Genomic DNA, 12,300 nt, shown 5'->3' on the forward strand with positions numbered 1-12,300 from the left:
TTCCGCGATCCGCCCGATCGGCTGCGTTTGACCTTCGGCCGCTCCGGTCTAGAATGCGGTCAGCGAACACTGGCTGCGTTCCTACCATGCTTACAGCGAGATCGAATACGCCCAGCCGTTGCCCGCCCCACTGGGAGCGCTGGCCATTCGATCCTCTCGCTCGTTCATCCGCTCCACGAAGGAAATCCAATGACAGCTCCAGACAAGTGGCTATGTGCCCTTCCGGTCTACAACGAAGTCAACTTTGTCGACGAAGTTCTGGATAACGTGGCCAACTACGCAGCGAACATCTTGGTCGTCGACGACGGTTCCAACGACGGCACCGACGCCCGGCTGGCCCAGCGAACCGACGTCACGGTCGTTCGGCACCCCGAAAATCGTGGCTACGGCGCGGCCCTGACCACAGCGTTTGAATACGCGATCGACAACGGATACGACGTCGTTGTCACGATCGATTGCGACGGCCAGCACCAACCGGTGCGGATCCCCGATTTTGTCGCCGCGGCCAGCCAAGCCGACATCGTTTCGGGCAGCCGCTATCTGAAGATGTCCGAAGACGACGACGCGCCGCCGGAAGAGCGGATGTTGATCAATCGTAAGATCACTCAACAATTGAACCGCCGGCTGGGACTGAAGCTGACCGATGCGTTCTGCGGTTTCAAAGCCTATCGCGTCGACGCGCTGCGGAAGCTGCGGATCACCGATCCTGGGTATGCGATGCCGTTGCAATTGTGGGTCGAAGCGGCATTGGCCGATCTGTCGGTCATCGAACTCGCCGTCCCGCGAATCTACTTGGATCTCAGCCGTTCGTTTGGCGGATCGTTGGACCACGCGGAAACCCGGCTGGCGTATTATAATCGTGTCCTGGAAGATGCGATTACGTCGGCCTGTCGTGAAGGTCGCAAGCTGCCCCGACGCCGAGAACTGTGCCCCGACGCGTGACCACGATCAACGAAGAACCCTATCGATCCTACCGCGTGCCGCGGGCCCACCGCGATTGGTTGATCGACCCGCCGCTGGATGCGAACGCCGATGCGTTGGCGGAAAATTTGCGCAACGCCGCCGATTGGAACCTGCAGATCGGGGGCCAGTCGATTGCGTCGTTTCGCAAACGCGCACGCCATGAATTGATCCACACCGCGATCGATTACGTATCTTCGTATCGCGATCTGCCCAACATCTGTTCCAGCTGTTCGACCGATCGGCCATTGGTGATGGCCGGTCATCAACCCGAACTGTTCCATCCGGGCGTTTGGTTCAAGAACTTTGTCCTCTCCCAGCTGGGACAGTCGCTGTCGACGATGGCGATCAATCTGATCGTCGACAACGATATCTGCCGCGCTCGATCGATCCGAGTCCCGACGCTGCGCAGCGGCAAACCGGCGACCGAGACGATCGCTTTTGATCGTCCTTCCGCCGTCGTCCCCTACGAAATGGCAGATATCGACGACCGCGAGGCGTTCGAAACGTTCGGCCGCCGCGTCGCGCGAACGATCGCTCCGTTGGTCGACCATCCCTGCATCGAACAACTGTGGCCCGAAGCGGTCCAAGCGGCAGATCGGACCGGCAACATCGGACTGTCGCTGGCGCAATCGCGTCACCAAATCGAATCACAACTGGGACTATCGACGCTCGAGGTTCCGTTGAGCCGATTGTGCGAAGGTCCCGCGTTTTGCGAGTTTGTGCTCCATCTGATCCGCGAACTTCCACGGCTGCACGATTGTTACAACGAATCGGTCGTCGCCTATCGGATCGCGCATCACATCCGCAGCAACTCCCACCCCGTTCCCGAGCTCGCTTGCCGCGACGGTTGGTACGAAGCGCCGCTGTGGATCTACGACGAAACGAATCGCCAACGACGGGCGCTCTATGCGCGAGTCAGCGACCAACAGATCGAGCTGAGCGATTTGGCGTCGACGCATTTGACGATCTCCAATCACGGTGATCCCACCGCGACGGCAGCGGAACTGCTCGAGCGACTGCAGAACAACGTGCGGCTTCGTCCCCGCGCGTTGGTCACGACGATGTACGCTCGGCTGGTCCTGTCCGATCTGTTCCTGCACGGCATCGGCGGCGGCAAATACGACCAATTGAACGATACGATCATCCGCCGCTTCTTCGACATCGCGCCGCCGCACTTCACCGTCCTCTCGGCAACCTTCACTCCGCTGGGCGAATCGCTCGGAAGTGATGACGCCAGTTCGGATCAACTGCGTCAGTCGATCCGCCGCACCCGTTTTCAGCCCGAACATTTTGCCGACCTCGCCGATCTGCCGATCGATCTGGTTCAGGAGAAGCGTGAACTGTTGAGCGACATCCCGCCGCGTGGCGACAAACAATCGTGGCACGATCGGATCACCGCGATCAACACCGACTTGTCGGCTCGTCTGGATGACCTCCGCTGGCAACTGGCCGATCAATTGAACCAGGTCAATCGTCGCGAAGCGCAACGACGCTTGCTCTCATCGCGCGACTATTCGTTTTGCATCTACCCGTTGCAGGAGATGGGAGAGATGTTTGCCGCCATCGCGCGCGGCGAAGCGAATCCCCATGGCCAGCAAGAGGTCGCGACGACGCCGCGGCACGCTTGATCCTGCCGCCGGTCACAGCCAACGTCTGCTCGCATGAACCGAATCCTGCACTCGCAATCGCAACACAATCTGCAGTCTCGCGACGGATGGGACTGTGCTCGCGAGCACCGCCGCCGCGTGATGGCGATGCTGTTGGAAAACGCTTCGCAAATGAAACGCTTGTGCGTTTTGGGTGCTGGAAATTGCAACGACATCGATCTTCCCGAACTCGCCGATGCCTATCGCGAAGTCGTGCTAGTCGATCTCGACGGCGATGCGATGTTGCGTGGAGTGGAGAAACAATTCTCTGGCGTCGCGTCGACGCAGCGGTCTGCAAAAATCAAAACTGTCGTCGGCGATCTGACTGGAATTTCAGAGCTGTTGTCGCAAGCTGTCGATGCGCCGCAGGATGTCGATTCGATCGTCGCTGCGATCGAAGCCCGGCTGCAGCAACCGCCCGACACCTTGCTGACGGAGCGCTTCGATACGGTTGCGTCGGTCTGCCTGCTGAGCCAGTTGGTCCATAGCGTCACCGAAACGATCGGGGCACACGCACAGTTGCTGTCGATCGTTCAAGCGGTCCGGCGACAACATCTGCATCTGTTGCGGAATCGCCTAAATCCCGGCGGCCGCGGAATCTTGATCACCGATTTCGTTTCGTCGCTGACCGCGCCCCAGCTGCCTCAGGTGCCGAGCGACCAGCTACCGCAATACGTTCGACAATTGCTGAACCAACAAAACTTCTTTACCGGTCTGAACCCGGCGGTACTCGCCCATCAGCTGCAAACCGATTGGCAATTTGCCGACGGACTGCAGCGATTGCAATCGACAGCCCCTTGGATTTGGGACTTCGGACCGCGACAGTATGCGGTGTGTGGATTTCAGTTCGACACTCGCCGCGACGGCTCGCCGGACGCGATCCCCCAACCACCGCAAAGAAACAACGATGTCTGATTCCGCCCGCTGCTGCAGCCTGCCTCTGCGGTTGATCCTGCCGTTGATGTTGCTTGCCCTGCTGGTTCGCGGTGGCGTGATGACGTGGCGGTACGATCACTTGCAACAGGATCCCGACGCCTACCGCTTGCTCGCGGAGAACCTTGCCAATCATAACGTCTATGGTCAAGTCGACGCCGACGGGCAAGCGCGTCCCACCGCCTTCCGGCCTCCCGGCTATCCGTGGCTGCTCTCCTGGTTCGTCACCGACGGACAACTCGGTTCGCCAGCAGCCGCCGCGCTAAACCTGGCCTTTGGTCTGGCGACGGTTGGGTTGGTCTACTCGATCGGATCGCGGCTGCAGTCCCCGACGACGGGCTTTGTCGCCGCGGCATTGGTTGCGATCGATCCGATCCTGCTGGGTCAATCGACGCTGGTGATGACCGAAACGCTTGCGACGATGTTGGCTGCGCTGATCTGGTGGCTGTTTCTCCGCAACGAAGCGACGCTGCAGCCGTCGGGCAGCTCAAGGGCAACCTTCACGTGGTCTATTGCGCTAGCCGTCGGCTTGGCCGCGGGGTTCTTCTGCCGGCCGGTCTTTATCGTCTGGGCCGCCTGGATGTTGCTGATGCTGTTCCTGCGAGGCCGACGTCAAGTCGGACGAACGGCGATCACAATCGCAACCGTTGGGCTGGTGATGGTCCTCGCCGTCGGTGGCTGGACGTGGCGGAACAAATCGGTGATGGGCAAACCGATCTGGGCGACAACGCATGGCGGATACACACTGCTGTTGGGGAACAACCCTTCGTTTTACGAATACCTTGCTGAAGCAAAGGTCGGCGAGAAGTGGGACGCTGATTTTTTTCACCAACGGTGGGCCGATCGTTTCTCCGCCGACCCGCGGGAGCCAGCCTTCTGGGCCGCTGAAACGATCGACACCTCACACGCGGCGGCTCCCTTAGGTGAGATCGACGACGATCGCTTGGCCTACGAATCCGCCAAGGCGACGATTCGCCGACAGCCACAAATGTTTGTCGCCAGTTGCCTGGTGCGGCTCGGCCGGTTGTGGTCGCCGATGCCTCATGCGGGCGATTATTCGAACCTGCTGCGCTACGCGATCGGCAGCTTTTACGTAGCTCTTTTCGCCTGCTGCCTGCTGGGGATCTGGCGGCTCGGCCGACGCCTGATGTCACCGGCCTGGATGGCGATGCTGCTGTTAGCCATCGCGCTCAGCTGCGTCCATTCGATCTACTGGAGCAACATGCGGATGCGGTCGCTGGCCACGCCGCTGATCGCCGTCGTCGCGTCGATCGGAATCCTCGGCGATCGCCAGCGACAGCCTTCCCAGCCCTCGCCGATCGTTCCGCTGGAGTCTTAACGACTGCCAGGAAAAACTATTCGGGAAGCTCTTGGTTTCGCGTTTCGGGCATCATCAAGACGATCACCACGCCGACCAGGAACAGCGTCGACAGCCCCAGCACTGCGTACCGCAGCTGCATATCGGGCTGCTCTTTTAACCACCCTGAAAACAGCAGCACCGGAACGGCAAGCATCCGCCCGCCGTTGAAGCAGAAACTGGCACCGGTGGCTCGCAGATGCGTCGGGAACAACTCGGGAAAGTAGATCGCGTAACCGGCATGCATGCCGAGGGTCAAGAAACCGAAGACCGGCAAAATGAAAAGCATCTGGGTGTAGGACTGCGGAACAAAACAGACGACCGGGACGATCAGCAGGGCCAGCAATTGAAAGCCGACGAAGGCGGGCTTGCGGCCGAAGCGAGCGGCGATCGGGCCAAAGGCCAGCAGTCCCAGTCCGCCTCCGGAAGCCTGCACGATCCCGTAAGCGAACTTCGCCATCCCGCCGACATCTTCCGCCGCGGTCCCAGTCCGCAGCAACAGCTCTTTGACAAGATCCTGCCCGGCGACCGTGACCGACCAAAACGTCCCCAACCCGACCGCGGCCAACAGCAAGCCACCAAACGCGCGGCCCGACCAGCGGGGATTCAGCAACAGATCGCGGAAACTGCCAGCGAGATGCTTATTCGACTGCGGGTCATCCTCATCGACCTGCTTCTGCCAGCGCTCGGGTTCTTTTACGCTCGCCCGCACCCATACGATCAACAGCGCCGGCAGCACCCCCAACAAATAGGCATACCGCCACTGCGTCGCAACCAAGATTCCGGCGAGCGCGGCCAACCAGGTTCCCAGAATGCTCGACGCATGAAAGATGCCGGCAGCTTGCGCTCGCGCTTTGCTCGGAAACACCTCGGCGACCATGCTGGCGGCCACCGCCCATTCACCGCCGATTCCGAGCGCGACCAAAAACCGAAGCACGCCAACTTGATAGATATCGGTGGCGAAGTAAGTCAGGCCGGAGAAGATCGAATAGAGCAGGATCGTGACGATCAGAATCGGCCGCCGACCGTAGCGATCGGCCATCGATCCAAAGACCAGCCCGCCGACGGTCCCTCCCAACAGGAAGATCGCGAGAAACCGATCGCCCCAACCTTTGACCGCCGCCTGGTCGCCATCCAACAGCTCCGACAGCATATCGCCGCGAGTGATGTTGAAGATCTGGCCTTCATAGACATCGAACACCCAGCCCGCCGATGCTATGATCAAGACCAACCACTGGTAGCGTGAGATCCCGGAATACCAACGTGTGGTATCGGTCTGGGGACTGGACATAAGGTTTCCGGTGGCTAGACGGGTCGTATTGTATTTTTTTCGTTTAACCGCGAGCCCATCGGGCCGCGCGGCCTTTAAAAACGCGGGGCGAGGCCCGCGCGGTTAAACTTGAAAACTTGTGACTAGCTGCACTAGACGGTGACGGTAAACGAATGCGTGTTCATTTCAGCGAGCGACGCGACAACTTTACGCGTGCCGACAAATGGCGACCGGGCGTGCATCGCAACGGTATTGTCGAGGATGACCACATCGCCGACCTGCCATTCCAAATCGAAGGCCAGTTCTTCGGCCAACTGAGCCGCTCGGCGAACCGCATCGCCATCCAACGGGCTTCCGTCGGCATGGCGAATCGCGCCCGACGGATCGTTGCTTGGATCCTTCCAGCCGCAATAGGCAGCGATCATTTGATTGAAGAAGCTCTTGCGACCATTGCCGAGATCCTTGACCGCGGGCAGCGGAGGCGTCGTCGCTCGCAAGCTCTCGCCGTCGAGCCACTCCCAGGAATAATTCAGTTCGCGGAGCCGCGCCTCGGCCCCCTCGCGATCGGCGACGCCCAGCGTGCTTCGCCAGCTGCGTCCCATCCCGCTCTTGGCATCGTCATCGTTGGGCATCACGTTGGAATAGGTGAGCCCCTTCAGTTCGCAAGCTTGGGCGAATTCGGGGCACTCCGCGGCCAGGCGTTCCCATAACACATCGCTGCGGCAGATCGGCGTCGCACCTCCCTGCTGGGCAGCAATTTCGCAACTGAACATGATCCACTTCGGGAACAGCGGCGTTTGCGCCATTTCGTGATGGAAGTAGATCCGCACTTCGGGCGGCGCTTCGTTGGCGGAGAAAACCCGTTCGGTCCGATTGATGCGAACCGCGTTGGAGAGCGACTTCTTGTAGGGAAAGTTCTCCAGCCGAAGCGACTGGATGATCGCATCGAAGCCCTCGGCGTTTTCAACCGGGAAATCGCGGAGCAGCACGGCACCGTGCTGGTTGGCAAGGCGAAGGATCTCATCGCGGTGCTCCCCAACCCAATCGGTCGCCGCCGCAAGCGTCGCATCGGACTCCGAACAAACAAACGCATAGGGGAAGACCGAATCGCCATAGGTCTGTTGTTTGTCGACCGGCGAAGGAGCAATATTCATGATTGGACTCACTTGCAAAAAAAGCAGTGGCGTTCACGTCCGGTGGAGCAAGCGTCGCGGCGGTTGGGGAGGGACGACGTTCACGATCGATTGACCGTCGATCGCGGGAAACCCTGCGGAGCGCAAACGGAAACTTTGGAGGGCGGGTGGTAGCGATCGAGCTACAGGCAATAACATAACGAAAATATCAGGCTGCGTGGCTGTCTGTGCAAAAAACATTCGACGCGGCTTTTGACAACTGGGCGGGCGGTTGGTCCAGCGGATCTGCTTCAGCAAACCATATGAGAAAAGGAAATTGAGGGATGAGTGATCGACCGGTGAGATTTGGGCTGATCGGATTTGGAGCCTGGGGACAACACCACGCAAACGCAATTACCGTCACCGACGGAGCGGAACTGGTGGCGATCGCAGCTCGCAGCGACGCATCGGTCACCACGGCGAAAGAGAAGTATCCCGACGCCGCGGTCTACAACGACTACCGCGAACTTGTCGCTCGCGAAGATCTCGACTTTGTCGACGTCGTCGTCCCCAGCCATCTGCATCACGCCGTCGCGACGGCAGTCTTGCAAGCCGGCAAGCATCTGCTGTTGGAAAAACCGATGGGCGTGACGATGGAGGAATGCGACGACATGATCCGGATCGCAAACCAACAGGATCGGTTGTTCGCCGTCGGCCATGAACTGCGATTGTCGTCGATGTGGGGCAAGGCGAAGGAACTGATCGACGAAGGCTTCATTGGCGATCCGCTGTACGCGTTGGTCGAACTATCCCGAAACCCGTATCGGCAGGGGGCCGATGGTTGGCGGTACGACATCGATCGCGTCGGCAGCTGGATCCTGGAAGAACCGATCCATTTCTTCGACCTCGCCCGCTGGTACCTGGAACGAGCGGGGCAGCCCGAGCGAATCTATGCGACCGCCAACTCGCGGCAACCAGGGCGTCCCGAACTGCAGGACAACTTCAGCGCTATCATGCACTTCAGCGGCGGCAGCTACGCCGTCGTCTCGCAAACCTTGGCCGCGTTCGAGCATCATCAGACCGCCAAGATCACCGGAACCAAAGGGGCGCTGTGGGCGTCGTGGTCCGGTGCCCAAGACCGCACTCGACATCCGACCTTCTCGCTGCGCGGGTTCGATGGGAACGAAGTGGTAACGATTCCGATCGACAAACCGACCGGCGAGCTGTTCGAGCTCGAGGATCAAGTCGCTCGAGTCGTCCAGGCGCATCGCAGCGGCGTGCCGTTGCACTGCACCGCCGAAGATGGCCGCTGGTCGGTCGCGATGTGTTTGGCTGCGGAGGCCTCGGTTCGCTCGGGCAACATCGTCTCGATCAGCGATTACATCGGCTGATCGCATTCGTTTTGCTTGCATTTAAAACCGCAGCCATTCATCCCCCGGAAGTTAAAAAACTTTCGTGGGCTTCGCGTCGATTGACCGCCGGACCTGCAAAACCGTTGATTTTGCAGCCCGCTAGCACGCGAGTTTGATGTTGTGGCTCGGATCGCGGAATTCATATACTCCGGCCCGATTCTCCCCGGTATCGCTGCGCAGGAAGCGGCAGCGATCGAGTCTATTCGTTTACAGGTAGCTTTTGAACTTGGGCACGGACGCCAGACAAAAGCGTGCGCCGCGGCGCTACGACGAGAGCGGTTTGAAGATCATTCAAACCGCCGCGAGGTTGGCGTGCGCGCTCGCCTTGTCCCTGTTTGCGACGGTTTGCGTTGGCGTCGAGATCGAATTGCCACCTGTCGATCCAGCCGATCGGATCACGATTCGCGGCGACGAAATGTCGCGCTGGACCGAAGGACAATATGAGGTCCTGTACTTCCAGGGGAATTGCCAGATCGCACAAAACGGTCGCCAAGCGACCGGCGGACAGATGATGCTGTGGGTCGACCAACAGGGGCCCGATTCGGAGATCCCGACCAAGGTGATCGCTTACCTTGAAGATGGCGTCGAGGTGCAGTTTGGATTCAACATCAGCAACCAAAAGCTGCGCGATCAAAATTGGCTAGGCCGATTTTATTCGCGTCTGACGCCCGACGTCGCTGCGCTGCAAAAGCGCGGCGAACCGGAAAACAAACCGGCCATCTTGGAACGGATGCGCGTTGCTCACGGCCAAGGCGACCGCTTCCCGATTCAACAGGTTCAGTTTGAACTGCCCCCTGGCGGCGGTGCGCCGTCGGCACCGCAGCCTCAAACCGCGCCTCAGTTGCCGCCGCAACTACCGACCGCGCCACCCAACCTGCAAGCGCCGCCGAATCAGCCGGTGCCGCAGAACCCACCAGCGCAAAACCTGCCGCCACAGAATGTGCCTCTGCAAAATCTACCGCCGCAGAACCCGCCACCACAAAACAACTTACCTCCACCCAACCTGACGGTTCCGCCCAACGGCGGATCACCGCCGGGGCTGGTTCCCGATCTGCCTCCACCACCGATGATTACCGGCAACGTCGCGCCACCTCAACAGGGAGCGATGGGGACCGGTGGGCTGAACTTTTCGATCGGCGCACAAGCTGTCGAAATCACCTCGCGCGGCAGCACCACGCCGACACAGATCCAGACGATCAATCGTCCCAACACCGGCGAAACGGTAGTCGTTGCCAGCCAAGGCGTGACCGTCGTGATCCGCGACGTCCAAGCGCAAATGGCTGGGGGCGGATCGTTCGATTTGGGAGCGATCACGATCTCGGCCGACCGCGTCGTTGCCTGGTTGCCGCTGCTGCAAAACCTGGAAATGTTTGGTGGCAGCCAGCCGACAACGGGAATCGATGGCGAACTCTACTTGGAGGGAGACATCGTCTTCCGCCAAGGCGAACGGATCATCTATGCCAAGCGAATGTACTACAACATCGCGCGCCAACAGGGCGTGGTGCTGGCGGCTGAAGTGATCGCAACGACGCCCCAGTACGACGGATTGGTGCGGTTAAAAGCCGACGTGCTGCGTCAGGTCGGACAGGGAGACTTCATCGCCAACGGAGCGGCTGTGACGACCAGCCGGTTGGGAACGCCAACGTATTGGTTGCAAAGCGGCGAGGTTCGCTTTACCGATCGGGAACAGACGGCGGTCAATCCGTACAGCGGAGAAGCGACGGTGGTCGATCGCGACATGCGGGCGACCAGCCGCAACAACTTCGTCTACGTCGGCGGCTTTCCGCTGCTGTATTGGCCGGTCTTTGCGACCAACCTGCAGAACCCCAGCTACTACCTGACCGGTGCCAAAGTCAAAAACGACAGCATTTTCGGCACCCAGGTGTTCCTCGACTTCGACGCCTACCAATTGTTTGGCATCGACTCGCCGATCGAAGGGACCGATTGGGAACTGTCGGCGGACTACTTGAGCGATCGAGGGCCCGCGGGGGGAACGCACTTTGATTACTCCCGTCCCGACCTGTTGGGCATTGGCGGCCCCGCCAATGGATTCGTTGATGCCTGGGGCATCGTCGACAGTGGACTCGACACGCTGGGCAGCGATCGACGCGACATGACGCCAGCCCAAAAGGAGCGCGGTCGCGTATTGTGGCGGCACCGGCAATATTTTGCCAACGACTGGGAGGTGACGATGGAAGCGGGTCTGATCTCCGATCGCAACTTCCTGGAACAGTACCTAGAACAGGAATGGGATCGCGATAAGGACCACACCACCGGCGCGCATCTTCGCAAATACTACGACAATCAATTATTCGATTTCTCGGCCAAGGTTCGGGTCAACGAATTTTTCACCGACAACAACGAACTGCCTCGCTTCGACCACTACCTGCTGGGATCGAGCCTGCTGGGCGATCACTTCACGTGGTCGGCGCACACCTCGGTCGGCTACAGCAAGTTGGAAGTCGACGAAGTCCCTTCGGATCCGACCGACGCCGCCAAGTTCACGCTGTTCGCATGGGAACGCGACCGCGAGGGTCTGCGGGCTTCATCGCGTCAGGAACTGGCGATGCCGTTGCAACTGGGAGTCGTCAAAGCGGTTCCGTTTGTCTCGGGCGAAGCAGCTTATTGGGGCGAGGCGTTGGATGGTGAAGACCTTACCCGGTTCCTAGGTCAAGCTGGTATCCGCGGCTCGCTGCCGATGTGGCGATTGTCGCCGCAGGTGCAGAGCAGTCTGTTGAACATCCAAGGTCTGGCGCACAAGGTAGAAGTGCAGGGTGAATTCTTCTTCGCCGAAGCCGATCAGAACCTCGACGAACTGCCGATGTACGACCAAATGGACGACAACGCGCAGGAACAGTTCCGTCGCCGGTTCTTGTTCAACACCTTTGGACTGTCGGCCGGGGATCCGCTGCCGATCGCATTCGACCCGCGGTATTATGCTGTCCGGATGGGCTTGCAACGCAACGTGACCAGCCCCACCACCGAGATGGCCGACGACCTGATGCAGGGCCGAATTGGGCTGCACCAAAACTGGCAAACCAAACGTGGGCTGCCCGGCCGCGAACGGATCGTCGACCTCGCTCAGTTCGATATCGATCTGTTTGTTTATCCCGATGGAGATCGCGACAACCTCGGTGAAGTTGCCGGACCGTTGACCTACGATTTCCGCTACCACGCCGGCGATCGGGTCACGCTGCTATCGGATGGCTATTTCGACTTCTTTGCCGACGGACTCAAGTCGGTCAGCGCGGGCATCCTGACCAGCCGGCCAGGCCTGGGAAATATCTACGCCGGAATTTTGTCGCTCGAAGGCCCGATCTCCAGCAACGTGTTGCAAGGTGCGATCGATTACCGGTTAAGCGAAAAATGGATCATGTCGGCCAACACGACCTTCGATCTCGGAGAGGTCGGAAACGTCGGGCAAGAACTGGGGATCACCCGCATCGGCGAATCGGCGTTAATCCAAGTCGGCGTGAATGTCGACAGCGGCCGCGACAACGTCAGCTTCAACTTCCGCATCGAACCGCGGTTCCTCCTCAACCGCAAGTTGGGACGACTGGGCGGCCAGCTGATTCCGCCGCCGGGAGCCGAGGGGCTCGAGTAACGA

Annotated in this window: 8 protein-coding genes; 6 read left to right on the forward strand and 2 right to left on the reverse strand. The window is 60.0% G+C overall.

Features of this window, described 5'->3' with window-relative positions:
- Positions 1 to 189: 189 nt before the first annotated feature.
- Genes CA51_RS22250 through CA51_RS22265 form a run of 4 tightly spaced genes read left to right on the forward strand, consistent with a single transcriptional unit; the run spans position 190 to position 4,881 of the window.
- Positions 190 to 942, forward strand: a complete 753-nt coding sequence (locus tag CA51_RS22250; RefSeq protein ID WP_145123346.1) for a glycosyltransferase family 2 protein — start codon at positions 190 to 192, stop codon at positions 940 to 942.
- On the forward strand, positions 939 to 2,591 hold the full coding sequence (locus CA51_RS22255; RefSeq protein ID WP_145123347.1) for a hypothetical protein: 1,653 nt from the start codon (positions 939 to 941) through the stop codon (positions 2,589 to 2,591). The genes CA51_RS22250 and CA51_RS22255 overlap by 4 nt, the downstream gene beginning before the upstream one ends.
- A 33-nt stretch (positions 2,592 to 2,624) precedes the next feature.
- Entirely contained in the window at positions 2,625 to 3,524 is a 900-nt protein-coding gene (locus CA51_RS22260; protein ID WP_145123348.1) for a hypothetical protein, read from the forward strand.
- The gene (locus tag CA51_RS22265) at positions 3,517 to 4,881 is read left to right on the forward strand and encodes an ArnT family glycosyltransferase (RefSeq protein ID WP_197451395.1); all 1,365 of its coding nucleotides are present in this window, start codon (positions 3,517 to 3,519) and stop codon (positions 4,879 to 4,881) included. Before CA51_RS22260 ends, CA51_RS22265 begins: the two co-directional genes overlap by 8 nt.
- A 16-nt stretch (positions 4,882 to 4,897) precedes the next feature.
- Here the strand turns inward: CA51_RS22265 and CA51_RS22270 are convergent, their stop codons facing one another.
- A complete protein-coding gene (locus tag CA51_RS22270) occupies positions 4,898 to 6,190 on the reverse strand; it encodes an MFS transporter (RefSeq protein WP_145123350.1) in 1,293 nt (430 codons plus the stop codon).
- A 131-nt stretch (positions 6,191 to 6,321) separates the two neighbouring features.
- Positions 6,322 to 7,323 carry a TauD/TfdA family dioxygenase gene (locus CA51_RS22275; protein WP_145123351.1) on the reverse strand — a complete coding sequence of 334 codons (1,002 nt, stop codon included), beginning with the start codon at positions 7,321 to 7,323 and terminating at the stop codon, positions 6,322 to 6,324.
- 302 nt (positions 7,324 to 7,625) lie between these two features.
- Here CA51_RS22275 and CA51_RS22280 point away from each other — a divergent pair, with 302 nt between their 5' ends.
- Entirely contained in the window at positions 7,626 to 8,672 is a 1,047-nt protein-coding gene (locus tag CA51_RS22280; protein WP_145123352.1) for a Gfo/Idh/MocA family protein, read from the forward strand.
- Between the two features lie 301 nt (positions 8,673 to 8,973).
- Positions 8,974 to 12,297, forward strand: coding sequence for an LPS-assembly protein LptD (locus tag CA51_RS22285; protein WP_145123353.1), 3,324 nt, complete (start codon positions 8,974 to 8,976; stop codon positions 12,295 to 12,297).
- Positions 12,298 to 12,300: the final 3 nt, after the last annotated feature.

Source organism: Rosistilla oblonga (assembly GCF_007751715.1).
GTDB lineage: Bacteria > Planctomycetota > Planctomycetia > Pirellulales > Pirellulaceae > Rosistilla > Rosistilla oblonga.

Excerpts from the sequence above, each read along its gene's own strand:
- CA51_RS22250 (WP_145123346.1), top strand. The coding sequence starts at position 190 with ATGACAGCTCCAGACAAGTGGCTATGTGCCCTTCCGGTCTACAACGAA.
- CA51_RS22260 (WP_145123348.1), top strand. The coding sequence starts at position 2,625 with ATGAACCGAATCCTGCACTCGCAATCGCAACACAATCTGCAGTCTCGC.
- CA51_RS22265 (WP_197451395.1), top strand. The coding sequence starts at position 3,517 with ATGTCTGATTCCGCCCGCTGCTGCAGCCTGCCTCTGCGGTTGATCCTG.
- CA51_RS22270 (WP_145123350.1), bottom strand. The coding sequence starts at position 6,190 with ATGTCCAGTCCCCAGACCGATACCACACGTTGGTATTCCGGGATCTCA.
- CA51_RS22275 (WP_145123351.1), bottom strand. The coding sequence starts at position 7,323 with ATGAATATTGCTCCTTCGCCGGTCGACAAACAACAGACCTATGGCGAT.
- CA51_RS22280 (WP_145123352.1), top strand. The coding sequence starts at position 7,626 with ATGAGTGATCGACCGGTGAGATTTGGGCTGATCGGATTTGGAGCCTGG.